Here is a 24,792-nt window from a genome sequence, read left to right as displayed (position 1 = left end):
GTCGAAACCCACAACCAACTTCGGCCACCTCGGCCCGGGTAACGCTCGCTCGTGCGCTTTAGCATGGGGGGGCGTTTCGAATTGCGAGGTAAGCGCCATGTTCGACCGTCGTTTCGGCCTCTTCGCCGCCGCCCTCCTGCTTTCGGGCTGCCCCGGCGCGAGCCCCGATCCGCAGCCCCCGGCCCCCCCCTCTCTGCGCGAGCCGGGGGTGACCTTCACCATCAGCGGCGAGCTGACGGGCCCCAAGCCCTTCCTCAGCACCACCGAGATCGTGGGCCAGCTCCAGAGCATGAAGCAGGAGGCGCTGGGCAACCAGACGATCTTCCTGGCCGACGCCAAGCTCCAGCCGCTCAAGGACGCGAGCACGACCAAGAGCGACGCCAGCGGCAGGTTCACGATCCAGTCGCCCGAGCGCGCGGGCTTCCTCTTGACCCGGGTCGGCTCCGCCTCGGCGCCGCTCGCCGCGTTCTACCGCGAGGGCACGCGCGCGCGGATCTCGCTCGGCAGCACCATGGTCGCCTGGAAGATCTCCGCCGACATGGCGAGCCGCTCGGTGGCCATCACCACGATCGACCCGGCCAAGGTCGAAAGAGCCAACCAGGTGGTCGACGCCGAGCTCGCGAAGGGCACGAGCCTGAGGCCCGATTACTCCCTCTCGAGCTGGGTGCAGGCCATGGACTGGTACGCCCGCAAGTACCAGGGCGACTTCGCCAAGGCCTTCAACGACATCATCCCCCAGTCGGTGGGCCCCAAGCCCAGGTGAGCTAGCTCGCGCAGCGGCCCTCGCCCCGGGGCGAGGGCCGCTTTTTCGGCATGAAACGAAACGCCCGGGAAGCCAGTGGCTTCCCGGGCAGTGGAGATGGTGGGAATTGAACCCACGTCCCAAAAGACAACCATAGCGGCGTCTACGAGCGTAGCCTGGGGTACGTTTCACCTGGCACGCGCCCCCTCGGCTCGGCTCGTGTCAGGATAGTTCGCTAGGCTTAGGCCGACTCAGCGAACAAATCGGTCGGCGGCAGCCGGTCAAAGTGACCCATCATCCCGACCGGCGGGGGATGATGAGTGTCCCTTAACTCGCTACTTACGCAGCGAGGGCAGCGGCCTGACGGCCACCAACCGAGGGAAGCGCAAAGACGTTAGCTTTGGCACTTGTTTTTTTTGCCATCTGATTTAGCGGGATCGGACGACACTCCCGGCTCGCAGCCCCTACCATCGCACTCCTGGTCGAAACCGTGACATCCCCTTAAGGCGTCACCGTGCCAGTCACTGGACAGTAACAGCATGTGAAGTATAGCGCAGCCTCCCCCTCATGGCAAGGGGGGAGCTTCGGCTAGTGGGAGCGCAGCAGGCGCTCGTCCAAGGGAGGCCAGCCGAGCTGGCGGCACACCGACTGGGCCAGGTCGTAGGGGGTGAACTGCGGCACCTGCAGGGCCATGCCGAACATGGCGTCCGAGGGCGTCGAGCCGCGGGTGCAGCGCTCGTGGCACGAGGTGTAGAGGGCCTCGACGATCAAGGGCAGGTCGCGGACCGAGCGCCCGGCCTTGAGCAGCTCGCGCAGGCAGAGCATGAACTCGCCGCGGGTGACGAAGCGGCTGAGGAGCTCGTCGGCCAGCTCGCGGCCGTAGAGGCGCAAGCGCCGATCGAGGGCGAAGCTCAGGCTGTCCGGGGTCACCAGCCGATAGAGGTTCTTGCGCAGGACCCCCTCCAGGTGCTCGATGAGCATCTCGTCGGCCGAGACCCCCTGCTGGGCGGCCTGCTCGAGGGTCTGGGGGATCCAGGCGACCAGCTGGCCGGTGGCGGGGCGCTCGCCGACGCGGGCGCTCTTGGCCTGCTCGGGCGAGAGCGACTCGGGGTCCACCCCCATCATGCCGGGCATGACGATGCCCTCGGCGACGGCCTGGCCCCAGACGAAGAGGCGGTAGCCGAGGGGCGTCAGGCCGGGGTTGTCGCGGAACTGGACCCCGGGGATGACCCAGCCAAGGTCCTCGGCGAGCTTGACCCGCAGCATGACGATGCCGTCCATCAGGTTGCCGCCGGAGCTCGAGTCGACCAGGCCGATCAGCTCGGATCCGACCTCCACCCTGATGGGGGGGGCGTTGAGGCCCAGGAGCACCGCCTCGGGATCGCGGATCGGGTCGTCGTACCCCCGCTCGGGGGCGACGCCGTCGCGCGCGGCGGGCGTGAGCCAGGGAAAGAGCTTGGCGAAGGTACGGAGCAAGGGATGGTTCGGCATGGGGGTCAAAACTCCTGAAGGGGGACGGCCCCTTGGTTTATACCCCGAAAATGCCGTTTGCTTGCTTTGTTCAGCGCCCGCTGCCCGTCAGGCGACAGATCGGGCAGGCGCCGCTCCCAGGCGGCACCAGGGCTCCGCACGAGGGGCAGGGCAGATACCCCGCCTTCTGCTTGGCCACCCGGCGCCGGGCGACGGCCGAGAGCAGCTCGCCGGTCGCCTCGGCCAGGGCCGGATCCGGCACCTTGGCGGCCACCTGCTCGGCGATCTCCTTCTGCGCCTCGGGGGTGAGGGGCTCGCGCGCAAGGACCGGCTCCGGCTCGTGGACCGGGGCCTCGTAGCCCTTGCGCTCTTGCCAGGTGGGGGCCACCTGGTAGCGCACGTCGCGGATGAGGCCCCCGCCCAGATGGGTGTCGAGCGCCTTGAGGATGCGGGGCTTGAGCATGGTCAGCTCGTTGGCCCACGCCGAGGAGGCCGCCTCGACGAAGAGCACCCCGCCGCGCAGGAAGCGAGGCCGGGTGCGCGCGGCGATCGCCTCGCCCACGATCGTCGGCCACAGGGCGAAGACGCGGCCCGCCGCGACGGCGTCCTCGGCCTTCCACTCCTTGAGGCTCTTGGCCAGAAAGCGCTGCAGCTTCTGCATCAGGAGGCCCAGTCCCGGTACAGGAGGCGATAGATCCGGTAGGCCCGGATGCTGCGCCTGACGTAGGCGCGCGTCTCGGGGTAGGCCGCCTCCAGGGCCTCGGGCTGGCGCTTCCAGCGCGCGACGTTGCCCTCGCCCCCGTTGTAGGCGGCGAGCATCGCGTGCAGGTCGCCCGGGAACTGGCGGCGCAGGTAGCTCAGGTACCAGCAGCCCAGCCGGATGTTGGTGTCCGGGTCCTCCAGCCCCTCGGCGGAGAAGTCGCGCATGGATACCTTGCGGGCGGCCCACGCGGCGGTCGACGGCATCAGCTGCATGAGGCCCCGGGCCCCCACCCGCGAGCGCGCCCGAGGCGCAAAGCCGCTCTCGACGCGCATCACGGCCACCACCAGGAGCGGATCGAGCGAGTACCGCTCGGCCTCGCGCTCGATGGCCTCCCGGTAGGGGAAGGGGAAGAACAGGCGCGCGGCCGCGACCCCCGCCGGGCGCGCCAAGGCGAGCAGGAGCGCGAGGGCGGCGAGGGCGAGGACGAACCGGCGAAGGCGCGCGCGGGGTCGAACGTGAGCGCGTCGGGTCATGGGGTCATGCTACCACGCGCTACTCGAGCCCCTCGAGGCGCAGGGCCGCGGCGACCTGGGCATCGAGCGCCTCCGGGAGGCCGGTGTTGTCGATGACCCGATCGCTCAGTTCGAGCTTGCGCGAGAGCGGCCACTGGGATGCGATGCGGGCATCGGCCTCCTGCGGGCTCAGCGCGTCGCGCGAAAGCAGGCGCTCGCGCTGGAGCTCGGGAGGCACGCTCAGGGTCCAGACGGTGTCGGCCATGGCCTGCATCCCGGTCTCGAAGAGCAAAGGGATCACCAGGACCGCGAAGGGGGGGGGCGGGACGCGCCGCGCAAGATCCGCGAGGGCCCGGGTCATGGCTTCCTTGACCGCGGGGTGGACGATGGAGTTGAGCCGCTCGCGCTCGGCCTCGTCGGCGAAGACGCGCTTGCCCAGCGCCGCGCGGTCCAGGCGGCCGGCCGGGTCGATCACCTCGGGGCCGAAGGCCCTGGCGATCGCAGCCAGGCCGGGGGTCCCCGGCTCGACCACCTCGCGCGCGACCACGTCCGCGTCGATCACCGCCCCGCCGTGCTCGGCCAGAAGGTTCGCGACCGTCGTCTTGCCGGAGGCGATCCCCCCGGTCAGGCCGATGACCTTCATCGCGAGGCCGCGAGCTGCTCGCGCACCACCGCGCCAAGAGTGGAGAGGTCGCTCGGCAGGCCGAAGGTCTCGGCGTTGACCGTCCGGTAGCGGAAGTGGCGGTGCTTGAGGCTGTAGCGGTCCCAGGTGTTGAAGCCCGAGCCCACCAGGCGCTCGATCAGGCCGAGCATGGGGGTGAGATCGAGCCGCAAGAGGCGCGGACGCCGGCGGCCGAAGGCCGCGCACAGCTGGTCGATCATCTGGTCGACGCTCAGCTCGGGGTTGCCGAGCACCAGCCAGCGCTCGGGGACCTCGTGCGAGAGGACGTGCGCGACGATCCGGGCGATGTCGCGGGCGTGGATGAAGTGCAGGGTGCCCTCGAGGGTCAAGAAGCGCGCGATCGAGAGCCAGCGCCCCACGTCGGAGAGGCCCGAGGAGAGGTGCGAGAGGGGCTGGCGCGCCCCGCCTCCGAAGATGAGGGTCGGGAAGACGGCCACGATCCGGTCGCCCAGGGGGTGGGCGTCCAGCTGCGCGCAGGCCTGGTACTTGCTGCGGATGTAGTCGGTGCCGTGCTCCTCGGCGGGAGCCAGCAGGCGGTTGTCCTGGTCCAGCACGCTCGCGGTCGCGAAGTAGACGAGACGCTTGATCCGCCCGGGATCCGCCAGCTCGAACATGCGAAAGGGGATGCGGTGGTTGACCTCGTAGCTCACCGCCTCGCCCCAGGCGGCCGCCACGTGGATGATGTGGTCCATCCGCCCGAGCAGCTCGGCGTGCCGCTCGATGTCCATCAGGTCCCCCGCGACGATCGAGACGTTGGGCCGGTCCTGGTAGTCGAAGCGCAGGCGCGAGACGTCGCGGACCAGGAGGTGGAGGTGGTAGCGGGGGTCGCCGGCGAGGGCGTCGAAGAGGTAGTGGCCGACGCAGCCGCTGATCCCGGTGATGAAGACGTGTTCGGTCATGCCAGCGTCTTGGCTTCCTCCGTGGCCGCCAGGCGTGCCACGATCCGGTCGGCGGCGCGGCCGACGGCCCCCGGCGTCCCGAGGCGGGCCCGGACGGCCGCGAGGCGCGCGATCATCCGGGCGCGATCGCCCGGGCTCTGCAGCAGGCGCAGCACCTCCTCGGCCATGCGCGCCCCGTTCGCCTCGCCCTGCAGCAGCTCGGGGACGATCCCCTCGTCCATGACGATGTTGGGCAGCGTCACGTAGGCCCCGCGCATCAGGCGCCTGGCCAGAAAGGCCGCCAGGGCCCCGATCTTGTAGGCGGCGACCACGGGGGTGCCGACCACCGCGGCCTCGAGCACCACCGTGCCGGAGGCGGCGAGCACCACGTCCGAAAGGCGCATCAGGGCCATGCCGCTCACGTCCGAGACCACCTTCACCGCGACGCCCGGCCGCTGTGCGCGCAGGCGCAGGACCAGCTCGGCGAGATCCGGGCTCGCCACCGGCAGCAGGAACTGCACCCGGGGGTTGGCCGCAAGCAGGCGCTCGCAGGCCTCGAGCATGGGCGGCAGGAGGCGCGAGAGCTCCATCCGGCGGCTGCCGGGGAAGAGGGCGACGATGGGCTCGGCCACGTCCACCCCCAGGCGATGGGCGAGGGCCCCGCGCTCGTCGCCCGGCACCATGTCGAGCAGGGGATGACCGACGAACTCCACGTTGGCCCCCGAGGCGCGGTAGGCCTCGGCCTCCTTCTCGAAGATGGCCAGGATCAGGTCCGAGACCTCGGCGACCTTGCGGCAGCCGCCCGGCAGGCCCCAGATCCACTCCTGGGGGGAGATGTAGTAGACGGTGGGGATGCCGAGCGCCCTGGCGAAGCGCGCGATCTGCATGTTCATGCCCTGGTAATCCACCAGCACCACCGCGTCGGGCCGGTTGGCCGCCAGGGCCTCGCGGACCTCGGAGAGGACCCTGGCGATGGGGCGGACGCCCGGCAGGTGCTCGAGCAGGCCGACCGCGCTGTAGCGGGTAACGTCCCAGCGCACCTCGACGCCGGCCGATCGCATGCGGTGCGAGCCGACGCCCCAGACCGCAAGCCCGCCCCGGCGCTCGAGGAGGGCCGAAACCAGGCGCGCGGCGTGGAGATCCCCGGAGACCTCGCCCGCGCAGATGAAGACGGTGGGGACTCGGTCCATGCTAGGCGTCGGCCTCGGGGGCCGAGGCGCGGGCCGAGCGGCCGACCACGCCGCGCTCGGAGGCCTCCACGAAGGCGATCAGCTGGCGAAGGTAGGGCGAGTCGCCGAGCTCCGCGATCGCTTCCAGGGCCTGGGCGAAGTTGAGATCGGAGCGGTACATGAGCTTGTAGGCGCGCTTGATGAGGGTGCGCTCGTCCTGAGCGAGGCCCCGCCGCCTCAGGCCGATCACGTTGGGGCCCAGCACCTTGGGGGGGGCGCCCTCGATCAGCATGTAGGGGGGAACGTCCTGGGTCACCCGGCTCATGGCGCCGACCATGGCCATGGTGCCGACCCGGCAGAACTGGTGGATGCCCGCGAGCCCGCCGATGATGGCGTAGTCGTCGACCGAGACGTGGCCGGCGAGCGTGGCGCAGTTGGACATCACGACCTGGTTGCCGATCACGCAGTTGTGGGCCACGTGGACGTAGGCCTGGAACATGTTGTCGTCGCCGATGCGCGTCTCCTCGCCCATGCCGGTGGCGCGGTTGATGGTGACGCACTCGCGGATGATGTTGCGATCGCCGATGACGGTGTAGGACTCCTCGCCGCCGAACTTGAGGTCCTGGGGCACGCCCCCGATGATCGCGCCGCTGAAGACCTGGCAATCGACACCGAGGGTGGTGTAGGGCTCGATCACGGCGTGGGGGCCGACGACGGTGCGCGCCCCGATCGAGGTGTGCTCGCCGATGACGGCGTAGGGGCCGATCTTGACCCCGTCGCCCAGGCGCGCGCTGGGATGGATGACCGCGGTAGGGTGAACTTCAATCACGTCAGTCGACCAGTGCAAACATCAGCTCGCCTTCCGTGACGAGCGCCTCTGCGACCCGGGCCTCGACCTTGACCCGGCCGATCTGCCCGCGGATCTTGATCAGCTCGGCCTTCATGACGAGCTGATCCCCCGGCAGGACGGTGCGACGGAAGCGCACCCCGTCGATGCCCGCGAAGAGCGCGAGCTTGCCGTGGTACTCCTCGAGCTGCAGCAGCACGATGCCGCCCACCTGCGCGAGCGCCTCGACGATCAGCACCCCGGGCATCAGGGGCCGCTCGGGGAAGTGCCCCGTGAACTGCGGCTCGTTGACGCTCACGTTCTTGATGGCCACCGCCCGCTTGCCGGGCACGACCTCGAGCACCCGGTCCACCAGCAGGAAGGGGAAGCGGTGGGGCAGGATCGCCATGATCTCGTTGATGTCGAGGGTCTTGGGGGTCTCGGGGGGCACGGCGGCAGCCTCAGCGAGCATGGTGGGCATAGACGGGTTCCTCCTTGGCGCGCTCGCGGCTGGCGAGGCGCTGAAGCTGAAGGGCAAGGGCGACGTGCAGGGGATGGCCGGCCTTGGCGGCCGTGATCGCGCCGCGCCACTCGAAGCCGCACAGGGCCAGATCCCCGATCAGGTCCAGGGTCTTGTGGCGGACGCACTCGTCGGCGTAGCGAAGAGCCGTCATGGGGCCGTCGTCGGCGATCACCACCGCGTTGTCAGGGGTGCCGCCTTTCGCGAGGCCGGCCCTGCGCATGGCCTCGACCTCGGCCAGGAAGCAGAAGGTGCGGGCCGGGGCCAGCTCGGCCCCGAAGCGCTCCTCGCTCAGGACGCCCTCGTAGAGCTGCGCTCCGGCGTGAGGGTGGCCGTAGTCCACGATGCATGTCAGCTCGGCCTCGTCGCTTTCGGCGGGCTGGTAGATGACGGAGCGGTCGCCGCGCTGCACCTCGAGCTTGTCCTGGATCATCAGGGTGCGGCGCGAAGCCTGCTGCTCGACGCGGCCACAGCGCTGGATGGCCTCGATGTAAGCGAGCGAACTGCCGTCCATGATGGGCAGCTCGGGCGAATCGACCAGCACCTCGACGTTGCAGACCCCCATCACGTAGAGGGCGGCCATGAGGTGCTCGACGGTGCCGACGCGGACCCCGTCCAGGCCGAGGGTGGTCGAGAGGGTGGTCTCGACCACGTGGTCGGCCAGGGCCGGAATCGCGGCGGTGCCGGGCAGGTCGGTGCGCAGGAAGCGGATCCCGCTGTGGGGATCGGCGGGCAGGAGCGTCATGGTGACGCGGGCGCCGGAGTGCAGGCCAACGCCCTCGAAGGTGACCGGACGCTCGAGCGTCCACTGTAGGGTGCGGTCCAACGGCATGAGTCTCCTGCGGCGCTAGGGCGAAAGGACGGCGAAAAACTCGGCGAGCCCGCCAGGACCCGAGTAGGGCAGCTCCAGCGTGACCTCGGCCGAGCCGTCGGCGAGCTCCTGGCCGGTGACGCGGGCCCGCGCGATCAGGTCGCGCAGGCGCTCGCGCGCCTTCGGCTTGGCGGCGAGGCGATCGCGGACGGTCACCTTGCTCGGCCCGACCGGCAGGTCCAGGACGGCGGCGAGCAAGCGACGCTGCGCCAGGCCCATGGCGTTCTGCCGGGCGACGTCGCGCGCGCCGGAGCGCTCGGTCACGCCCAGAGGCGGCAGCCCGATGGCCGTCACCCGGACGTAGCCGCCCTCCTGCAAGCGAACCTCGCCGTTGGGGATGGCGATCGACGCAAAGGCCTGGATCGGCACGACAATGGCCCCGAGCACGAGCGCAAGCCCGGTGAGGATCGCCGCCTGTCGGATCCCAAACGCCATGCCGCCCCCCTTCAGGTCCCCTGGCAGGTCCCCTGGACGGCAGCGATCGCGGCCTGCAAGGCCTTGACCTGCTCCGCCAGCTCGCCCAGACGCTCGATCTGCGCCTGGCGGCGCAGCTCCTCGCGGTGGGGACGCGCGGGAAACCCGGAAACCATGACCCTCGGCGGCAGGCTCTTTGTGACGCCGGCCTTGGCCGCCACCACCGTGTCCGCGCCGATCGTCAAGTGCCCGGCGACGCCGGCCTGGCCGGCGATCGTGACCCGATCCCCGACGGTGACCGAGCCGGAAATGCCCACCTGAGAGACCAGGAGGCCATTTTCCCCGATACGCACATTATGGCCGACGTGCACTAGGTTGTCAATTTTGGTTCCTTGCCCGATGACCGTCGCGCCGATGGTCGCGCGATCGATGGTGACGTTGGCCCCGATCTCCACGTCGTCCTGGACCTCGACGACCCCGATCTGGGGCATCTTGAGGTGGGTTCTGTCCGGCATGGTGACGAAGCCGAAGCCGTCCGAGCCGATGACGGCCCCGGGCTGGACGATCACCCGGTCCCCCAGCGTGCAGCCCTCGCGGACCACCACGTTGGGGTAAAGGACGCAGGCCTCGCCCACCCGGGCGTCCGGCCCGATCACCACCCCGGGATGCAGGACGGTCATGCGCCCGACGCGAGCCCTCGGCCCCACCGTCACGTGAGGGCCGACGCTCACCCCCTCGGCGATCTCGGCGCTGGGATCGACCGAGGCGAACTCGGAGCGATGCGGCAAGGGCTGAGGGGGGGCGAAGAGGGCGAGGGTTCGCGCCATGGCCTCGCGCGGGGCCTTCACGACCACGGTGGCCTTGCCCGCGACGGGCGAGCGGGCCACCACGGCCCCGGCCGCGCAGGCCGCGATGGAAGCCAGGTACTTGTCCTCGACCAGGAAGACGAGATCCCGCGGCGTCGCCTCCTCGGGGTTCGCCACCCCGGCGATCCGAAAGGAGGCGTCCTGGGCGTCGACCGTCCCGCCGAGGCGCTCCGCGAGCTCCTGAAGGGTAAGGCCGGCCATGTTACTTGTTGAGGTTCTTGAGGACGTCGCCGGTCAGGTCCTCCCCGCCGTAGAGGATCGCCGCCTTGTCGACCACGGTGGCGAAGCCCCTGGTCTTGGCGACCTGGGCGATCGCCGCCTCGATCTGCTTCTTGATCTTGCCCGACAGCTCCCGGTCGAGGGCCTCCACCTTGGCCTTCTTGGGCTTCAGCTCGTCCTCGAACTTCTTCTGCATCTTGGCGATCTCGTCGCTGCTCTTGTTGGCCTTGCGGGCCTCCTCGAGCTTGCGCTGGGCGTCGACCAGCTCCTCCTGGTAGTCCTGGGCCTCCTTGCGGAAGCGGTCCTGGGCGGACTGGGCGCCCTTGTAGCTCTGGAAGACCTTCTGGGTGTCCACGTAGCCGAGGGCGCCGGGAGCCGCCGCCTGGGCGGGCGCTTGGAGCATGAGGCCCGCGGCGAGCGCGAGCGCCGCAAAACCCGAAACCATCCGTTGAAGCATGTCGTTCTCCTTTAAGGGTGCAGAAAACCTAGAATTTTTGACCGATCGAGAAGTGGATCTGGCCGGCCTCGCCCCACTTCTTGAGGCCGTAGTCGAGGCGCAAGGGACCGAGCGGCGTGTTGAGGCGGATCCCCGCGCCGTAGCCGGAGCGGGCACGCTCCCAGCCGAAGTTCTGCTGGGCCTGGTCCCAGAAGAGGCCCGTGTCCCCGAAGACCACCCCCGAGAGGATGTTGACGATGGGGAAGCGGTACTCGATCGAGCCCAGGGTGAACGAGTCGCCCACGAAGGCCTGGCCGGGCGCTCCCTGGTTGCCCGCATTGGTCAGGTTGAGGCCTTCGGGCCAGCCGCGGACCATGTAGTTGCCGATGGAGTAGAAGCGCTCGTACGGCGGGATGTTGCCGCCGAAGGGCGTCTGCATGGTGCCGAGCTTCCAGCCCACGGCCAGGGTGTGCCCCAGCCACAGCGGGACGTAGCGGTTGAGATCCAGCTGCAGGCGGGTCATCTTGAGGTCCCCCAGCCCCGGCACGTACTGGTCCACCATGGCGGTGTTGAACCAGCCGGTGTTGGGGTTGAGGATGTAGTCGCGGCTATCGAAGGTCACGGTGTAGCCGACGCTGGTGGACAGGTCCGCCTCGCGCCCGGTGCCCGCGACGTGGGGCTGCGCCGTGATGGTGTCCAGGCGCTGGTCGTAGTTCGAGCCGCCCAGGATGCCGATCCGCTCGAGCTTCAGGCGCCAGGCGCCGCGCCACTGGGCCGTGACCGGGTCCTGGCCGAAGAGGGGCTGGCCGAAGGAGAGCGCAGTCCCCTGGCGCTCCTCCAGGAACGAGGCGTAGTAGTTGAAGAACCGCCGCGCGTAGAGGCTCGCGCCGAACGAGGTGTGCCGGTCGTCGATCCAGGGGTTGAAGTAGTTGAGCTCGGCGGCCCAGTTCTTCGAGATGGTCAGATCGGCGCTCACCGACTGGCTGCGACCGAGGAGGTTGTCCTTGCGCAGGCTCAGGATGCCGAGCGGGCCGTCACGGTTGCTCCAGCCGGCCGACAGGTTGAAGGTCCCGGTCTGCTTCTCCTTGACGGTGACGATCACGTTGACCTTGGTCGGATCGCTCTCGGCCGGCTCGTACTTGATGCCGATGTCCTCGAAGTAGTTGAGGTTGTAGACCCGGCGCAGGTCGTCCTGCATGCGGCCGAAGTTGTAGATGTCGCCGGGCTTGAGGGTGATCTCGCGGCGGATGACGAAGTCCTGGGTCTCGTCGTTGCCCGCGATCGAGATGGCGTTGATCGTGCCCTCGGCGACCTTGAGCAGGAGCTGGCCGTCGGGGGCGACCTGCAGGTCGACGATCCTGGCGAGCACGTAGCCCTGATCGGCGTAGCGCTTCTCGATGCGCTTGATGGCCTCCTGGATGTCCTTGAGGTTGATCACCCGGCCCTTCATGGCCTCGAACGGCTGCTCGAGCTCGCTGGCCGGGAAGAGGGTCGCCCCCGAGAGGGTCACTCCCTTGAGGACGGGGTACTCCACCACGGTGATGATCAGGCGCTCGCCGCCCATGACCGGCTGGGTCGAGGCGCTCGGCGGGTGGAAGTAGCCGAGGCCATAGATCCGCTGGAGGGCCTCCTCGACCTGGGCCCGGGTCACGTCCTGGCCCGCGTGGATGGGGATCGACAGCAGGATCGTCTCCTCGGAGACGGTCTTGTTGCCGCGGATCCGGATGTCCACCAGGTGAATCTTGGGACCCTCGTCGACCTCGGGGGTCAAGGAGGAGGTCGCCCCGCTCGAGACGCTCGGCGTCGCGGCGGGTGCCTGGGGCTCAACGGCCGGCTTGGCGGGCGTGGCCTTCCTGGGAGACTGCTGCGGGACCGGGGTGGGCTGCTTGGCAGCCGGTGCGGGCTGGGCCCGAGCGGGCGACAGCGAGCCGATCCCCGCGAGGATCAGCAGGGCCGCCAGGGCCGCGCGCCAGCCCCGCCCCCCGGCGAGGTTCGTCTTCGAAATCAATTGGGCGCCTCTCTCGTGACATGGCAACCGGAGGTTCCGGTCCAGCGGACATTATAGGGGGTGTGCCATCGATTCGCAATTTGAGAGGGATGCGGACCGATCCTTCAGACGAGAGAGGCGGCAAGGAGGTTCCGTCGAGGCGAGCTACTCGATGCCGAGGGCCGAGGCCCAGCCGCCCCCCCTGCGCGCCACCCCCGCGCGGCGCTGGCGCAGGTGGACGACGTAGGCCACCATCGTCGCGAGGCTGAAGGCCGAGAGCAGCATGAGCCCCGCGCTCCCCGCCAGGACCTCGAGCGAGCGGGCTCCGATGAAGCCCGTCCTGAGCCAGTACAGCACGATCCCGACCATCAAGGCGTGCTCGGCGATCATGAACTGGCGCCCGAAGCGATCCTCCTCGTAGAAGGAGACGGGGCTCTTGAACCTCCACGGCACCAGGGGCCAGAAGTGCGGGTGGCTCCCCTCGCCGTGGGTCACGAAGTCGATCGCCAGGTGACTCGCCCAGCCCAGGCACAGCATCAAGAGTGGCGGGCAGAAGAGCCATGCCAGGAGGCTCACGACGGCGAGCACCGGCACGGCGTGCAGCGCGTCGACCGCGCGACGCAGGGCGGGGATGCGGTAGACCTCGGTCTGCGCCGAACGATACGAGATCCCGCGCCGGGCGGCGAGGAAGGGCACCGCCAGGTAGTAGAGCGCGTCGGGCAGGACCGAGCCTGCGACCGCGAGCGGGGCTCCCTCGAGCTGGTGGAGCGCGGCGAAGGTGAAGAAGGCGTGGGAATGGGTGTTCATCGAGGCCTCGCTGACGGAAGGACGACCTCATGATGCCAAAGGGGACGCCCAGGCGCACCGAGAAGGCGAATGATCTCGGCGTCACGTTTGGTAAAGACGGCGAGCGTCGAATCTGATAGCATCCTGGCATGGACATGCCGCTTGCGATCGCCTCGGGCCAGATTCTCGTCTACCACCTCTTCACGGTGGCGGACACGGTCGACCTCGACAGGCTGGGTCGCGCGCTGGGCGCGGACGCCGCGATCGCGCGCTTCACCCCGCGCCGGCCCACCCCGGAGCACCTCCAGTACCGCAACCCGCCGCTCACCTTCTCGCTGGGCAAGCGCACCCTTCACCCCCGCCCCGACCAGGCCCGCGAGGCCCGTGTCAGCGCCAAGGTCTTCGACTTCGGGGTGGTGGCGCTGCGGTGGGAGGTGCCGTGCCCGGACGCCTGGGACACGCTGGTGAGAGAGGCCGATGCCTACATCGACAACCCCGCCATCGAGGTCCTGAGCCGCCAGATCCTGCACGACCTGCAGCCGCGCCTCTCCCCTTTCATGGTTAACCCGCCGCGCGAGGTGCTCTTCGAGGACTACACCATCTTCTACGTGCAGGCCTTCGGCGAGGACATCGACGCCGAGCGCCTGCTCTTGAAGAGCGGCGCGAGCCTCGCCCAGCTCATGCGCGGCGAGGCCAAGGCCCTCTCGGCCTCCGAGCAGGCCGAGGTGCTCGGCAAGAAGGTCAGCTACTTCGCGGACGACCTGGCCGTCATCGACTGGAACACCGCCTTCATCTACGACCCCGAGGGGGCCACCGAGCACGTGGACACCCTGGAGTTCGCCAACGCCGAGCTCCTGGAGCTGCGCTTCTACGACAGGCTCCTGGACGAGCAGCTCGACGCCATCTACCACGAGATCGAGCGCGGGCAGGCCCTGCCCCGCTGGAAGTCCTGGCTGCGCAACGACTACCAGCGCACCCAGCAGCGCCTGATGGCCGTCACCATGGACGTGATCGAGCTGACCGAGCAGATCGAGAATGCCCTCAAGTTCATAGGAGACCTGTACTCGGCTCGCGTCTACCGGGCGATCGCCGAGCGCCTGCGCCTCGGCGAGTGGGAGGCCTCCCTCGACGGCAAGATCCGCACGGCTCAGGAGGTGTACCAGATGCTCACCGATCAGGTGAACACCCGGCGCTCGGTCGCCCTCGAGCTGATCATCATCCTGCTGATCGCCTTCGAGGTGGTCATGGCCCTCACGCGGCACTAGCCGATCTAGGCCTCCTTCGCCGCCCCCAGGCGCTCGGCGAGCTCGGCCTTGAGGCGCTCGAAGCGCTCACGGTACTCGCTCTGCCAGATGTTCTCGGTCCACATGACCAGGGCGTCCTCGCCGTCGTCCTGGTAGTAGCCCTTGCGGCGGCCGAGGGCGGTGAAGCCGTACTTCTCGTAGAGCTTCTTGGCCCCCTCGTTGGAGACGCGCACCTCGAGGGTGAGCCACTTGGCGTCGGCCTTGGCGGCGTGGGTGATCAGGTGCTGGAGCATGATCTCGCCGATGGACCGCCGGCGCTCGGCGGGGTGGACGGCGATGGTGGTGATGTGCGCCTCGTCGAGGATCAGCCAGTACCCCGCGTAGCCGACGATGCGATCGTCGTCGAGGGCCACGAAGTAGTTGCTCGAGGGGTTGTCGAGCTCGCCGGCGAACGTCTGGACGCTCCAGCGCTCGCCGAAGCTGAGGCGCTCGATCGCGACCGCGTCGATCAGGTCGTCATGGGTCATGGGGCGGATCGAAATCATCGGCCTTCCTCTCGCGGGGGGGCGTACAGGGGCTGCCAGTTGGGGACCGCGCTCGGGGCGCGGAGGTACTCGGGCATCAGGGCCACGGCGTCCTCGTAGCGGCCCGCCGCGAGCGCCCTCGCGCCGAGCTGGGCGACCGCTCCTGCCCGCAGGAGGTGCTCGCTCGGCACGTAGGCGCCGCCCGGCCAGCGGCCGGCGACCGCCTCGGGGTGGGAGGCCGCCCCGTCGCCCACGAACACCAGGGCTTCGTTCGCGGCGTGGATCGAGAGGCGATCCATCCATTCCGCCACCGAGGCCAGCTCGGGGGGGATGAGGCACTCGAGGGTCGATTCGCCCTTGCGGTAGAGGGCCCCGAAGGCGTCGCCGCGCCGGGCATCGACCAGAGGCGCCACCAGGCCCATGGCGCTCGCCTGCTGGGCGAGGGCCTCGAGGGTCGAGACGCCGATCAGGGGCTTGTCGAGGGCCTGGGAGATGGTCTTGGCGGCCGAGAGGGCCGTGCGCACCCCGGTGAAGCCGCCGGGCCCGACGGCCACCGAGAGGGCCGAAAGGGCCGAGGGGGTGATCCCCGCCAGGCGGCAAAGGGAGTCGACGGCGACCATGAGGCGCTCGGCGTGGTGGCCCCGCGCGCCGGGCGAGGGCGCGACGAAGAGCTCCGCGCGCAGGTCGAGGCCCGAGGCCAGGGCGACGCCCAGGGTCTCGGAGGCGGTGTTGAGGCCGAGCACCCAGGGGGCGTCGGGAAGGGGGCTAGGCCGGGGCATGGACGCGGATCCGTTCGAGCCAGGCCGCGGCGGCACCGCCGCTGGCCGTGAGGGTGGCGAGGCGCCCCTCGCCGGCGTGCTCCAGCAAGAGGTCCAGGTGATCGGGCAAGGGGGCGCCCTCCAGGCGCTCGGCCCACTCGAGGGCGCACAGGCCGTCGCCGCGCTCCCAGTAGTCGTCGAAGCCCTGGGCCATGACGCCGTGGGCGTCCAGGCGATACAGGTCGAAGTGGTAAAGCGGCACGCGCCCCTCGTGGTACTCGTGGAGGAGGTTGAAGGTCGGGCTCGTCACCCGATCATAGATCCCAAGGCCCCGCGCGATCCCCTGGGTCAGGCTGGTCTTGCCCGCGCCGAGGTCGCCCGAGAGCAGGATTATATCACCCGCCCGGGCGGTGCGCCCGATGGCCTCGCCCAAGCGCTGGGTGGCATCGAGGTCGGGCAGGGGGATCCGCAGGGGTTCAGTCATCGTCTTCTCTCAGTCGTAGCTCCTTGACGGCGGACACCATGACCTCAGGTGTCCAGACCAAGGCGCCTCCAGGCCTCATCAGCGCCAAGAATGACGTCTGAGTCGTCCTCGAGACGACTGATGGCCAGCAGGTACTCCTCCCGCTCGTCCAAGAACTCCGGATGGCCTCTTTCGCGTGATGAGCTGAGCCCGTCAGTCTCGATAAACATCTCCTCTATGCCCTACTTTCAACACGAGGATCACAAGATGATCGCCTCGGTGCTCGAAGATGACACGGTAATCACCCACGCGCAAACGCCACTCTTCGCCGCGCCCGCCTAGTTTCTTGACCTTGACGGTGCGCGGGGCACTCGGATTTGACATCTCGAAAGCAAGTCGATCCAGTGCCCCGAGCATGGCCGACTGAATCGGCCTATCCAGCTTTCGGAACTGCCGCTTGGCCCCGTCAGAGAACTGATAGGACCAGGTCATCACAAGCCGAACTCCGCCCTCATCTCCTCAGCTGTGGTCATGCGTCCAGCGGCAATGTCGGCCTTGGCCTCCGCGATCGCCGTCAGATCCTCATCGGTCAGGGGCTCATCATCCAGCGGAGCCTCGGCCAGCACGGGCGGTAGCGCTTGATGTTCGCGCTTTATCCGAAGATAGCCGATGAAGTCGATCACCGCTTCGAGATCATGCGCATCAAGGCCGCGCGCGGCCGCGTTCAGATCCAAGCGTTCAGCTTCGCCCATGCTCGTCTCCTTTCTGGTTCGTCGTCATCACTGCGATCATACCCCCTTCCGCTGACGCAGCGCATGCAAAAAAGGCCTCCGAAGAGGCCGAAGGGGAAGAAATGGGCTCCGCCGGGCCGTGGACGGGAGTTTTTAGACCTGCTTAACAAGCAGGTGGGTGCCCTCCTGAAATGCGTCCGTTTCCGTCTGCGGGGACGGTCTACTTCGACATCCAGAGTTCCGGGCGCCCGTTGTTCGAGATTGTAGCCCAAAAACTGGACCGTCTCGTGCCCGACGAAGTTGCGGTCACCATATCACAGGTTGGCAGGGGTTGGCAAGAAGCCGTTAACTCCCTTCACTGAGTCCGGGAATTGCCCGCAGCAGTTCGCCTGCCAAGATTGCGCACGATAGCGCGACCTCATCGGCGTCTTCGAAGGGGTGCGCGGCTTGCGCCGCGAGTTGAGGGCCGATCCCCTGAGGATCCAGGAAATGAGCGGACAAGTAGCCCAAGGCTTCCTTGGTGACCTCTGCGGATGGTGGGCGGTTGTTCAAGCGCAGCAGGCCTGCGCCCAGTTCGTTCGTGTCATGGGCACGCAGGAGCCTCAGGATGTCGAGTGCATCCTTCCCCTTCAAGCGTTCTGGATGCTCGCTTCGTTCGCCGATCTTGATCAGCTTGGCTACGACCAGAGCGGCAGGACCGGCGACGTGGATGAGATGGCTCCTCTCGTCTTGATCATCTAGGGCCGAAATGCGCATCGGAGAGCGGTCGATGAGCGCTCCCTCAAGCCCTCGTGTGCGTCTTGCCACACGGCTTCCATGGGGTGGTATTCTTGCACCACGGCGACCGAGCGCACCTGCTACCGCTTCCGGAACCAGCAAATCGATCGCCTTGGCTTCCGTTCCTGACTTAAGCCAGGTCCCGGGTTGGCCGCTCGGAAGGAATCCGCCACCCGTCATGATGCCTTCCAGCAAGGGCTCATCCGAGAGAATATCGGGATCAACGACCAAATCCCCATCGGTGGTGTGCTCCGCGACCCGGAGGTCTGCGCTGCCCGTATGAAGATAGATCGCCTGGGCTCCTACGAGGGTCAGGGCCGGATGATGCGGTGCAAGGGTGTCAAGTGCATCCAGCAACAAGGCTCTCGCAGCGACGTAGATCGGCTCAGGAGCGCCAGGCATCTTCGTGCTTCTCCATCCAGGTCATGAGCGTTGCCGCTTCCGAGCTTCCTCGGCCAGGAGCGGTGAGGAGGTCGACGGCGACCTGGCTCACTGCGACGCAAGGTAACCCTTCTTGTTCGACCATGCGCTCGAAGACGACGTCCGAGGCCGGTTCGATCAAGAGGACATTAGCTCCGGTTTCGACCGGGGTCAGGTTGAGTTGCGAGGCGAACTCCGGAATGTTTTCAACGTAGAGGGCAGCAGCCCTGGATGGTGCCACTCGGGCGTCCGGTGGAACGGCGAACGTGCCGGTGAAGGCAAATCGACCTTTCATCGCTTCAAGTTTTTTGGGCAATGCTGAGAGGCCGCGAGGATCCAGGAACGTCCGAACCGTGTTGGACTTGAGCAGCCCATAGTCTTGTGTCCAGCGCTCAAGTAGTCTGCGCCAGTCAACCTGTGTGATGGCACCATTGTTGTTGCGGTCGATAATCGCTTCGCGCTCCAGGAGCTCGGAGACGCGTGATGTTGTCGGAGCGGACGTTCCTGCAAGAGAGGCAAGTTCACCGATCTTGTAAGGTGGTCGAAAATCGCAAAGGGCCCGGACAACCCGGTTTGCCGAGCGTCCTCTGAGCGAGGCGAGCGGCCCTTCCGGGCGCCATGGATCCTTCTGCTCACCACGATCTTCCAGCCATATTGCCGGTCTTGTCGCAATGATCCTGAGGTTCCCGGTCGTGTCGCAATAGCTGATGCCCGCTGACGCCAGGGCCTCTCGTGTTGATGGCCCTGCATAGGAGACCGCCAAGAGCAGGGGAGTGCTTAGACCGTCGGCCAAGAAGGGGATGTCTCGGGGAAATACCCGCCTTTTTGTCTCGATGGCCCACACGGCCTGTGTCCCATCGGCGCCTTCGACGACTAACCGGCCATCGTGGCCCCGATCGGCGTCTCGGACGTAGGCGGACCATCCCGCAGGGAGTCGGGCTTTCAGAAGTCTCTCCACGGTGGAGAGAATCTCGCTTTCAGAAAGTTTATCATTTCTTTTCACATGAAATACGGTAATACATGAAAGCATCGAACGCAAGAACCCGCTTCATGATTTTGGGTCCGCTCACTCGATCAGAGCACGCTCCACCCGCCTCAGGGCGCGCCGGCCGTCGTCGCTGCCCCCGATCACGTAGAGGTAGGGGCCAACGATGTGGCTGGTGTGGCGCATGCTCGGTCCGCTCAGGGCAGTCTCGGCGACACTCGAGAAGGCGCCCAGGGCCTGGCCGGCTCCCAGGCTCGCCCGCTCCAGGGTCTTCTCGACCACGCCGCTCCAGCCCCCAAGCACATAGAGGGAGTTCCCGATCACGTGGCTCGTCGCCGAACCCCGCTGCACCGTGAGGCTCGCGCTCGCCTGGGGGGCGAAGCTCCCGAGCGCGCCGTCCGTCGCGAACGACGCCCGCTCGGTCCTGTCCTCCTCGTCGCCGCCCAGGAGGTAGACGAAAGTACCCAGCAGGTGGGCGCTCGAGAAGACGCGGCCCGAGGCGGCCTGGGAGGCCGGCATCAGCTCGAAGGGGCCGAGGGTGCCGTCGTCCCGGATAGGCGCTCGCTCGGTGGCGTTCTGGTGATCCCCGCCCCCGCCCATCACGTACAGGTACTTCCCGACCACCTGGCAGGCAGCACCGTAGCGGGGCAGGACGAGCGTCGCCTCGGGGTCGGGGGCGAACTGGCCGAGCACTCCGTTGGAGTTGATCACCGCCCGCTCCACCGTGTTGAGGCTGACGAAATTCCCGTCCAGCCCCCCGAGCACGTACAAATAGCTACCCACCACCACGCTGCAGTGGCCGAAGCGCGGGGTCGTCAGGTGCGATCGCTCGACGCTCGAGAAGGGGCCGAGGGTCCCGTCGCTCGCGATCGCCGCGCGCTCCACCCCGTCGAGCGCCACGCGCTCCACCAGGTTCGACGACGTCTCTTCGCCCGAGAGCCCCCCGAGCACGTACAAGAACGCACCGACCACCTGGCTCGTATGCTCCGAGCGAGCCGTGCCGAGCGCCACCCCGGGCACGACCTGGAAGGCCCCGAGGCGCGAGCCGGCAGGAAGGGCGGGGGCCTGCGTGGCCGAGCCGCCGGAATCGGTCCCCGCGGGGGTGACGCCCGGCTTCGTCTGCACCCCCGCGGGAAGGTCGGTTTCGCAGGCCCCGAGCGCGAGGGCGATCGCAAGGGCGATCGCCGCGCGCCCGAGAGTGCTTGGAAGGCGAGGCGCGCTCATGTCACGCTAGCGGGCCGTGGGAACGGTGAGGACGCACAGGGTGATGGGATACCCGTTGGCGTCGTAGTCGCCGATCTTGTTCATCCTTGAAACCCTCTCAAGCAGCCAGGCAGTGGCGATCCCCCTTATTCCCCGAAGAAGCGAGGCTTATGCCAGGAGCGATGGCGACCTGGAAACTCCGGAGCCCTGGTTAAGTTTTGGCCATGACACCTTGTTCCCACCATGGGAACAGGATATCATTACCTCCATGAGAGTGATCGCCCGAAAGACGTTGAGCAGCTACCTCGAAAGCCGCGCGGGCCACAAGGACTATCCTGCACTCAAGTCTGCCTTGACGGCTTGGTTCCAGGAGGCATCGAAGGCCGAGTGGAAGGACTCGGCAGCGCTAAAAGCCCAGTATGCTTCGGCCAGCATCGTCAGCAATGATCGCGTGGTGTTCAACATCAAGGGCAACTCCTATCGCCTGATAGTGGCGATCGATTACACGCGTCAGGTCATCTTCATCAAGTGGGTTGGCTCCCACAGAGAGTATGACAAGATCGATGCCGAGGAGGTGCAGTATGGAGATTAAGCCTATCCGGTCCGACGAGGACCACGATGCGGCGCTCCGCGAGATCGAGGAGCTTTGGGGAACCGAGCCCGGCACCCCGGAAGGCGATCGCCTGGACGTCCTCATCACCTTGGCGGAGGCATGGGAGCGCGCGCACCATCCGATCGATCCACCGGATCCCGTCGAGGCCATCAAATTCCGCCTCGAGCAGCGGGGGCTTGACCAGAAGGCGCTGATCAACGTGATCGGCAACCGCAGCCGAGTCTACGAGGTGATGAACCACCAGCGCGGCCTGACCCTCGCGATGATCTGGCGCCTGAATCAGCACCTGAGCATTCCCGCGGACGTCTTGATCCGCCCAATGGCGCTCAAGAAGGCATCGAATCGTATCGACAACAGGACACCAGCACCGAAGAAGCCGGCGACACGGAAGACCATCGCTCGCTAGCGCAACGCTAGCGGGCCGTGGGGACGGTGAAGACGCGCAGGGTGACGGGGTACCCGTTGGCGTCGTAGCCGCCGATCCTGACGTAGTAGGTCTTGCCAGGCGCCAGGCCCTCGAAGGTCTTGGCGTGGGTCGTCTGGCGCTCCGAGCCGTCCTCGGGCTCGGGCAGCCCCGCGGCCGTGGAGGCGGTGGCGGCCCACGTGTTCAGCGCGACCCCCGAGGTCCACTCCAGATTGATCGAGGTGCGGGTGTAGCTGGCCTTGACCGAGTAGGAGACCGGGTAGGTCGTGAAGGTGCCAACCGTCGGCGACACCACGGCGTTGCCCAGCGAGTCGTCCCCGCTCAGGCGATAGTAATACTTCTTGCCCGGATAGAGGGGCGTCGTGCTCCCCAGGGTCAGCGCGTGATCGCTCACCCGATTTGAATCCGTGATGACGCCGCTCGAGGACATGTCCGGAGAGAAGCTGAGCTCGATCTTGCTCGTCGTCGGGCGGCTGCTCTTCCACCGCACGAGCATCTTGTAGACGTCCGCGACCTTGCTGCCCGGCGCGACGGGCACCCCGGAGACGCTGATCCCCGTGTAGGTGATGGGCAAGGTCTTGAGGGTGCGCGGAGCGGTGAGACCGGTCTCGGAAGCCTCCTGGCCCTTGGGGTCGGTGGCCTTCACCCGGTAGTAGTAGGTCGTCCCCGCCTTCAGGTCGTCAAGGGCGACAACAGGCAAGCTCGCCTTGCTGCTCGGGCCATTGAAGGTCCGGGAATCGGCGAAGTCGACGCTCTCCGAGACCTCCACCGCGACGGAGACGGGCTCGCTGGCCTCCAGGCGCAGGGTCGCTCCGCCGAGGGCGGGCACCGCCTGCAGCAGCTTGATCGTGGGCGCCGGGTCCGAAGGCGGGCTCGAGAGGGCGAGCGCGGCGTTGGCGTCGAGGCGCTTGATGCCCGACGGGCCGGTCTTGTCCGTGTAGAAGGGAACCGGCAGGGCCACCCCCGTCGTCACGAGGGCCTGCTGGATCTCCTGCACGGTCCAGTCCGCGTGCTGGCTGCGCATCAGGGCAGCCACCCCGGCCACCAGGGGGCTCGCCATGCTGGTGCCCTGCTTGATCGAGTAGTTGCCGCTGGTGCTCGACGAGAAGTAGTCGGTCGAGAGGATCTCGGTGCCCGGCGCGGCCAGCTTCACCCAGGGGCCGTAGTTGGAGAACGAGGCGCGCTTGTCGTCGCGGTCGGTGGCGCCGACCGAGATGGCGCTCGGATAGCCCGCCGGGTACGAGGGGCGGGTGGTGTTGCTGTTGCCCGCGGCGGCCACCACGATGACGCCCTGGCCGACGGCGTAGTCGACGGCGTTGCGCTCGGTCTGGGTGGCCGTGGTCGAGCCCAGGCTCAGGTTGATGACCTTGGCGCCCTTCTGGACGGCGTGCACGATGGCGCTCGCGACCGCCGAGGAAGCGCCGCCCTTGAGGCCCAGGGCCTTGATGGGGATGATCTTGCAGCCGGGAGCGGCGCCCACCACGCCCTGGGCGTTGGCGATCGCGGCGATGGTGCCGGCCACGTGGGTGCCGTGCCCCTCGTCGTCCATGGGATCCGTGTCGTAATTCTGGAAGTCGAAGCCCTCGGCGACCAGGCAGTTGTCCGCGAGGTCGGGATGCTTGTAGTTGACCCCGGTGTCGATGACGGCGATCTTGACGGCCGCATCCCCCAGGGTCGTGCCCCAGGCGCCCGCCATGTTCACCTTGGTGAAGGCCCAGAGGTCGCCGAGCTTGGGGTCCGAGGGCAGGGCCGCCGCGTGGACCGTGTAGTCCGGCTCGGCGTACTCCACGTCGGGGTCCTCGCGCAGCTGGCGCAAGAGAGCGGCCTGGGCCTCGAGCGAGTCGACTTTGAAGAGCTTGGTACGCGGCAGCAACAGCTCCCGCACGAGGGGAACGCCGATGTCCTTGCCCTCGCTGCCGGGCTTGAAGCGCACGATGACCTCGTTGCGCTCGGAGAGGCCCTGCTGCTCGAAGTCGGGCATGCCGTCCGGGGCGAGGCCCGGAGTGTCGGGCGCGAGGCCGGCGACCGGCGAGGGGGGGGTGAGGCCGGGCGGGCGCAGCGCGCAGCTCGTCGCGAGCAGCGCCCCGAGCAACCATGCGTGGCGGTTCAGCTTCATCCTAGTAACCCCCTCGAGCAGCCGAGCAGTGACGATCCCCCTTATTCCCCAAAGGAGCGAGGCTTAAGCTTGAGAGGATTCACCTTTTTTGTCGGCGCTGACGGACCGAAGCATCACCCTGCCTGGTCGCGGCACGCGGTAAGTAGGAAGTGCACATCCGCACGACCGGGTTCAAGGCGCTCCACGACCTCCAATGCGCGTTGCGCAGCCCCGAATGCTCCCCGCTCGAAGTTGAGGCTCGCCAGGGCAAGCTGCGCGGGCAAGTAATCGGGATTCAAGCCGGCAACGACCTCGTATGCGCCGATGGCCTCCTCGGCCTCGCCAAGCTCCATCGCACGACTTGCCAGCTTCAACCAGATCGAAAACGCATCCACCCCGGCCTCGCTGGCGGCGAAGCGATAACGCACCAGCGCTTCTTGACGCTGCCCGTCCTCCCACAGCATGTCGGCGCTGAGGGCCGCAGCCCGCTCCTTGCCCTCCGCGTCCATCGCCAGGCATCGCTCGAAGGCATCGAAGGCTTCTTGTGCCATCCCGAGCTCCCGGGCGTAGCAGCCGTAATTCAGCCAGAGGAGAGGGGAGTCGGGTAGGCGCTCAATCCCCTCCTGCAAGACGGCGAGGGCCCCATCCAGGTCCGCACTGGTTTCGAGGGTGCTGCCCAGGTGCAGGTAAACCTTCGAGTAGAAAGGGTACGATTCGGGATCCTCCACCCGGGCCAGCACGGCAAGCGATTCGCGCAGCGGCACGACGGCATCGGTGGCACATCCGCTCGCCAGCAAGGTCTTGCCATACTGATAGGCGACGTAGGGATCCGAGGGGTTCTCACGGCGCATCGTCTCGAGCAACGCAAGGTTTCGCTCGTGCTTATTGCGCTCCGCGATACGCTGGGGCAGATATCCGTCGTGGCGGATAACTGCCGCGCAATCGCCGACGTGGAGACCTAGCGCGAGGATGCTCTCGCTGAGCTGCTCGTGCACGCGTCCCTTGAAGCGAATGTCCGGATGGCGTCGAAAGAGACGCAAGAGCCGAGTCTGGTGGCGCCGACCCTCGCCCAGATCGTTCTCGAGGGGTAACAAGAAGCCGCCATGCTCCAGGGCCATGGAGGCCCGGAGGGCTTGCGCGGAGTCCGGCGCGAGCGCCTCGTCGGCGTCCAGCACCAGGATCCAATCCCCGGTGGCCTGCTCGATTCCCGCGTTGCGCGCCGCCGCGAAGTCGTCACACCAGTCGAACCGGATCACCTCGGCACCAAAACGCTCGGCTACGGCCACAGTCCTATCCTCCGAGCCCGTGTCGACCACGACGATCTCGTCGACGACGCCCCGCACACTCTCGAGGCAGCGTGAAAGTAGCGCCTCCTCGTCGCGCACGATCATGCACAAGCTCAATCCATTGCCTCGCAAGCCTCACCTCACTACCATCAGGCACCGCTGTCTCATGCTCATTCCATCAGCGCCCC

General features: G+C 67.8%; 28 protein-coding genes and 2 other RNA genes. 4 read left to right on the top strand and 26 right to left on the bottom strand.

Going from position 1 to position 24,792, the window contains the following annotated elements; genetic code table 11:
- The first annotated feature begins 97 nt into the window (after nucleotides 1–97).
- On the top strand, nucleotides 98–763 hold the full coding sequence (locus tag V6D00_13620) for a hypothetical protein (GenBank protein ID HEY9900206.1): 666 nt from the start codon (nucleotides 98–100) through the stop codon (nucleotides 761–763).
- Between the two features lie 88 nt (nucleotides 764–851).
- On the opposite strand, the gene ssrA is transcribed toward V6D00_13620, so the two are convergent.
- From ssrA to V6D00_13545, 15 genes are all read right to left on the bottom strand, one after another.
- Nucleotides 852–1,243: a transfer-messenger RNA gene (ssrA, locus tag V6D00_13615) on the bottom strand.
- Nucleotides 1,244–1,330: 87 nt separating this feature from the next.
- Nucleotides 1,331–2,233, bottom strand: a complete 903-nt coding sequence (locus tag V6D00_13610; protein ID HEY9900205.1) for an FHIPEP family type III secretion protein — start codon at nucleotides 2,231–2,233, stop codon at nucleotides 1,331–1,333.
- Nucleotides 2,234–2,303: 70 nt separating this feature from the next.
- Nucleotides 2,304–2,873 carry a DUF721 domain-containing protein gene (locus V6D00_13605; protein ID HEY9900204.1) on the bottom strand — a complete coding sequence of 190 codons (570 nt, stop codon included), beginning with the start codon at nucleotides 2,871–2,873 and terminating at the stop codon, nucleotides 2,304–2,306.
- Nucleotides 2,873–3,448 (bottom strand): lytic transglycosylase domain-containing protein, encoded by a 576-nt coding sequence (locus V6D00_13600; protein HEY9900203.1) that lies wholly within the window; start codon nucleotides 3,446–3,448, stop codon nucleotides 2,873–2,875. Before V6D00_13600 ends, V6D00_13605 begins: the two co-directional genes overlap by 1 nt.
- 19 nt (nucleotides 3,449–3,467) lie before the next feature.
- On the bottom strand, nucleotides 3,468–4,070 hold the full coding sequence (gene coaE, locus V6D00_13595; GenBank protein ID HEY9900202.1) for a dephospho-CoA kinase: 603 nt from the start codon (nucleotides 4,068–4,070) through the stop codon (nucleotides 3,468–3,470).
- Complete coding sequence (locus tag V6D00_13590; GenBank protein HEY9900201.1) at nucleotides 4,067–5,008, bottom strand: NAD(P)-dependent oxidoreductase; 942 nt, start codon at nucleotides 5,006–5,008, stop codon at nucleotides 4,067–4,069. Before V6D00_13590 ends, coaE begins: the two co-directional genes overlap by 4 nt.
- A complete protein-coding gene (gene lpxB, locus V6D00_13585) occupies nucleotides 5,005–6,177 on the bottom strand; it encodes a lipid-A-disaccharide synthase (protein ID HEY9900200.1) in 1,173 nt (390 codons plus the stop codon). The genes V6D00_13590 and lpxB overlap by 4 nt, the downstream gene beginning before the upstream one ends.
- A gap of 1 nt (nucleotide 6,178) precedes the next feature.
- Nucleotides 6,179–6,985, bottom strand: a complete 807-nt coding sequence (gene lpxA / locus V6D00_13580) for an acyl-ACP--UDP-N-acetylglucosamine O-acyltransferase (protein ID HEY9900199.1) — start codon at nucleotides 6,983–6,985, stop codon at nucleotides 6,179–6,181.
- 1 nt (nucleotide 6,986) lies between these two features.
- On the bottom strand, nucleotides 6,987–7,463 hold the full coding sequence (fabZ, locus tag V6D00_13575; protein ID HEY9900198.1) for a 3-hydroxyacyl-ACP dehydratase FabZ: 477 nt from the start codon (nucleotides 7,461–7,463) through the stop codon (nucleotides 6,987–6,989).
- The gene (gene lpxC, locus V6D00_13570; GenBank protein HEY9900197.1) at nucleotides 7,444–8,328 is read right to left on the bottom strand and encodes a UDP-3-O-acyl-N-acetylglucosamine deacetylase; all 885 of its coding nucleotides are present in this window, start codon (nucleotides 8,326–8,328) and stop codon (nucleotides 7,444–7,446) included. Before lpxC ends, fabZ begins: the two co-directional genes overlap by 20 nt.
- A gap of 21 nt (nucleotides 8,329–8,349) precedes the next feature.
- The gene (locus V6D00_13565; protein HEY9900196.1) at nucleotides 8,350–8,808 is read right to left on the bottom strand and encodes a hypothetical protein; all 459 of its coding nucleotides are present in this window, start codon (nucleotides 8,806–8,808) and stop codon (nucleotides 8,350–8,352) included.
- Between the two features lie 11 nt (nucleotides 8,809–8,819).
- On the bottom strand, nucleotides 8,820–9,854 hold the full coding sequence (lpxD, locus tag V6D00_13560) for a UDP-3-O-(3-hydroxymyristoyl)glucosamine N-acyltransferase (protein ID HEY9900195.1): 1,035 nt from the start codon (nucleotides 9,852–9,854) through the stop codon (nucleotides 8,820–8,822).
- A gap of 1 nt (nucleotide 9,855) precedes the next feature.
- Entirely contained in the window at nucleotides 9,856–10,329 is a 474-nt protein-coding gene (locus tag V6D00_13555) for an OmpH family outer membrane protein (GenBank protein HEY9900194.1), read from the bottom strand.
- A 28-nt stretch (nucleotides 10,330–10,357) separates the two neighbouring features.
- Complete coding sequence (locus V6D00_13550; protein ID HEY9900193.1) at nucleotides 10,358–12,316, bottom strand: BamA/TamA family outer membrane protein; 1,959 nt, start codon at nucleotides 12,314–12,316, stop codon at nucleotides 10,358–10,360.
- A gap of 144 nt (nucleotides 12,317–12,460) precedes the next feature.
- A complete protein-coding gene (locus V6D00_13545) occupies nucleotides 12,461–13,102 on the bottom strand; it encodes a zinc dependent phospholipase C family protein (protein ID HEY9900192.1) in 642 nt (213 codons plus the stop codon).
- Between the two features lie 128 nt (nucleotides 13,103–13,230).
- Here V6D00_13545 and V6D00_13540 point away from each other — a divergent pair, with 128 nt between their 5' ends.
- The gene (locus V6D00_13540) at nucleotides 13,231–14,346 is read left to right on the top strand and encodes a hypothetical protein (GenBank protein ID HEY9900191.1); all 1,116 of its coding nucleotides are present in this window, start codon (nucleotides 13,231–13,233) and stop codon (nucleotides 14,344–14,346) included.
- Nucleotides 14,347–14,351: 5 nt separating this feature from the next.
- Here V6D00_13540 and rimI read toward each other — a convergent pair whose 3' ends face one another.
- The 9 genes from rimI to V6D00_13495 form a co-directional block, all read right to left on the bottom strand.
- Nucleotides 14,352–14,870, bottom strand: a complete 519-nt coding sequence (gene rimI, locus V6D00_13535; protein ID HEY9900190.1) for a ribosomal protein S18-alanine N-acetyltransferase — start codon at nucleotides 14,868–14,870, stop codon at nucleotides 14,352–14,354.
- The gene (gene tsaB / locus V6D00_13530) at nucleotides 14,867–15,628 is read right to left on the bottom strand and encodes a tRNA (adenosine(37)-N6)-threonylcarbamoyltransferase complex dimerization subunit type 1 TsaB (GenBank protein HEY9900189.1); all 762 of its coding nucleotides are present in this window, start codon (nucleotides 15,626–15,628) and stop codon (nucleotides 14,867–14,869) included. Before tsaB ends, rimI begins: the two co-directional genes overlap by 4 nt.
- The gene (gene tsaE, locus V6D00_13525; protein HEY9900188.1) at nucleotides 15,615–16,091 is read right to left on the bottom strand and encodes a tRNA (adenosine(37)-N6)-threonylcarbamoyltransferase complex ATPase subunit type 1 TsaE; all 477 of its coding nucleotides are present in this window, start codon (nucleotides 16,089–16,091) and stop codon (nucleotides 15,615–15,617) included. The genes tsaB and tsaE overlap by 14 nt, the downstream gene beginning before the upstream one ends.
- 192 nt (nucleotides 16,092–16,283) lie before the next feature.
- A complete protein-coding gene (locus V6D00_13520; GenBank protein ID HEY9900187.1) occupies nucleotides 16,284–16,562 on the bottom strand; it encodes a type II toxin-antitoxin system RelE/ParE family toxin in 279 nt (92 codons plus the stop codon).
- Nucleotides 16,562–16,822, bottom strand: coding sequence for a hypothetical protein (locus V6D00_13515; GenBank protein HEY9900186.1), 261 nt, complete (start codon nucleotides 16,820–16,822; stop codon nucleotides 16,562–16,564). Before V6D00_13515 ends, V6D00_13520 begins: the two co-directional genes overlap by 1 nt.
- 101 nt (nucleotides 16,823–16,923) lie before the next feature.
- Nucleotides 16,924–17,105, bottom strand: a non-coding RNA gene (gene ssrS, locus V6D00_13510) — 6S RNA.
- Nucleotides 17,106–17,146: 41 nt separating this feature from the next.
- The gene (locus V6D00_13505; protein HEY9900185.1) at nucleotides 17,147–17,980 is read right to left on the bottom strand and encodes a hypothetical protein; all 834 of its coding nucleotides are present in this window, start codon (nucleotides 17,978–17,980) and stop codon (nucleotides 17,147–17,149) included.
- Complete coding sequence (locus V6D00_13500; protein ID HEY9900184.1) at nucleotides 17,964–19,037, bottom strand: hypothetical protein; 1,074 nt, start codon at nucleotides 19,035–19,037, stop codon at nucleotides 17,964–17,966. The genes V6D00_13505 and V6D00_13500 overlap by 17 nt, the downstream gene beginning before the upstream one ends.
- 27 nt (nucleotides 19,038–19,064) lie before the next feature.
- A complete protein-coding gene (locus V6D00_13495; protein HEY9900183.1) occupies nucleotides 19,065–20,207 on the bottom strand; it encodes a hypothetical protein in 1,143 nt (380 codons plus the stop codon).
- Nucleotides 20,208–20,454: 247 nt separating this feature from the next.
- On the opposite strand from V6D00_13495, the gene V6D00_13490 reads away from it, so the two are divergent.
- Nucleotides 20,455–20,778, top strand: a complete 324-nt coding sequence (locus V6D00_13490; GenBank protein HEY9900182.1) for a type II toxin-antitoxin system HigB family toxin — start codon at nucleotides 20,455–20,457, stop codon at nucleotides 20,776–20,778.
- The gene (locus V6D00_13485; GenBank protein HEY9900181.1) at nucleotides 20,768–21,205 is read left to right on the top strand and encodes a transcriptional regulator; all 438 of its coding nucleotides are present in this window, start codon (nucleotides 20,768–20,770) and stop codon (nucleotides 21,203–21,205) included. The genes V6D00_13490 and V6D00_13485 overlap by 11 nt, the downstream gene beginning before the upstream one ends.
- 7 nt (nucleotides 21,206–21,212) lie before the next feature.
- On the opposite strand, the gene V6D00_13480 is transcribed toward V6D00_13485, so the two are convergent.
- Together V6D00_13480 and V6D00_13475 are read right to left on the bottom strand one after the other, a co-directional pair.
- Nucleotides 21,213–23,339, bottom strand: a complete 2,127-nt coding sequence (locus tag V6D00_13480) for a S8 family serine peptidase (protein ID HEY9900180.1) — start codon at nucleotides 23,337–23,339, stop codon at nucleotides 21,213–21,215.
- Between the two features lie 113 nt (nucleotides 23,340–23,452).
- Nucleotides 23,453–24,709: a glycosyltransferase gene (locus V6D00_13475; GenBank protein HEY9900179.1), complete on the bottom strand. Its 1,257-nt coding sequence runs from the start codon at nucleotides 24,707–24,709 to the stop codon at nucleotides 23,453–23,455.
- Between the last annotated feature and the right edge of the window lie 83 nt (nucleotides 24,710–24,792).

This window comes from Pantanalinema sp. (assembly GCA_036704125.1).
Lineage (GTDB): Bacteria > Cyanobacteriota > Sericytochromatia > S15B-MN24 > UBA4093 > JAGIBK01.
Note: the sequence above shows the minus strand (reverse complement) of the source record. Positions and strands in the feature narration are given on the sequence as shown.

Coding starts and splice junctions, on each gene's coding strand:
- V6D00_13605 (HEY9900204.1), bottom strand. CDS start 2,873: ATGCAGAAGCTGCAGCGCTTTCTGGCCAAGAGCCTCAAGGAGTGGAAG.
- V6D00_13620 (HEY9900206.1), top strand. CDS start 98: ATGTTCGACCGTCGTTTCGGCCTCTTCGCCGCCGCCCTCCTGCTTTCG.
- V6D00_13600 (HEY9900203.1), bottom strand. CDS start 3,448: ATGACCCGACGCGCTCACGTTCGACCCCGCGCGCGCCTTCGCCGGTTC.
- V6D00_13495 (HEY9900183.1), bottom strand. CDS start 20,207: ATGAGCGCGCCTCGCCTTCCAAGCACTCTCGGGCGCGCGGCGATCGCC.
- lpxD (HEY9900195.1), bottom strand. CDS start 9,854: ATGGCCGGCCTTACCCTTCAGGAGCTCGCGGAGCGCCTCGGCGGGACG.
- V6D00_13565 (HEY9900196.1), bottom strand. CDS start 8,808: ATGGCGTTTGGGATCCGACAGGCGGCGATCCTCACCGGGCTTGCGCTC.
- V6D00_13480 (HEY9900180.1), bottom strand. CDS start 23,339: ATGAAGCTGAACCGCCACGCATGGTTGCTCGGGGCGCTGCTCGCGACG.
- V6D00_13505 (HEY9900185.1), bottom strand. CDS start 17,980: ATGCCTGGCGCTCCTGAGCCGATCTACGTCGCTGCGAGAGCCTTGTTG.
- V6D00_13545 (HEY9900192.1), bottom strand. CDS start 13,102: ATGAACACCCATTCCCACGCCTTCTTCACCTTCGCCGCGCTCCACCAG.
- V6D00_13555 (HEY9900194.1), bottom strand. CDS start 10,329: ATGCTTCAACGGATGGTTTCGGGTTTTGCGGCGCTCGCGCTCGCCGCG.
- tsaB (HEY9900189.1), bottom strand. CDS start 15,628: ATGCCCCGGCCTAGCCCCCTTCCCGACGCCCCCTGGGTGCTCGGCCTC.
- V6D00_13540 (HEY9900191.1), top strand. CDS start 13,231: ATGGACATGCCGCTTGCGATCGCCTCGGGCCAGATTCTCGTCTACCAC.
- V6D00_13520 (HEY9900187.1), bottom strand. CDS start 16,562: ATGACCTGGTCCTATCAGTTCTCTGACGGGGCCAAGCGGCAGTTCCGA.
- lpxB (HEY9900200.1), bottom strand. CDS start 6,177: ATGGACCGAGTCCCCACCGTCTTCATCTGCGCGGGCGAGGTCTCCGGG.
- coaE (HEY9900202.1), bottom strand. CDS start 4,070: ATGAAGGTCATCGGCCTGACCGGGGGGATCGCCTCCGGCAAGACGACG.
- rimI (HEY9900190.1), bottom strand. CDS start 14,870: ATGATTTCGATCCGCCCCATGACCCATGACGACCTGATCGACGCGGTC.
- V6D00_13485 (HEY9900181.1), top strand. CDS start 20,768: ATGGAGATTAAGCCTATCCGGTCCGACGAGGACCACGATGCGGCGCTC.
- V6D00_13515 (HEY9900186.1), bottom strand. CDS start 16,822: ATGGGCGAAGCTGAACGCTTGGATCTGAACGCGGCCGCGCGCGGCCTT.
- V6D00_13590 (HEY9900201.1), bottom strand. CDS start 5,008: ATGACCGAACACGTCTTCATCACCGGGATCAGCGGCTGCGTCGGCCAC.
- V6D00_13475 (HEY9900179.1), bottom strand. CDS start 24,709: ATGATCGTGCGCGACGAGGAGGCGCTACTTTCACGCTGCCTCGAGAGT.
- V6D00_13490 (HEY9900182.1), top strand. CDS start 20,455: ATGAGAGTGATCGCCCGAAAGACGTTGAGCAGCTACCTCGAAAGCCGC.
- V6D00_13610 (HEY9900205.1), bottom strand. CDS start 2,233: ATGCCGAACCATCCCTTGCTCCGTACCTTCGCCAAGCTCTTTCCCTGG.
- tsaE (HEY9900188.1), bottom strand. CDS start 16,091: ATGACTGAACCCCTGCGGATCCCCCTGCCCGACCTCGATGCCACCCAG.
- fabZ (HEY9900198.1), bottom strand. CDS start 7,463: ATGCCCACCATGCTCGCTGAGGCTGCCGCCGTGCCCCCCGAGACCCCC.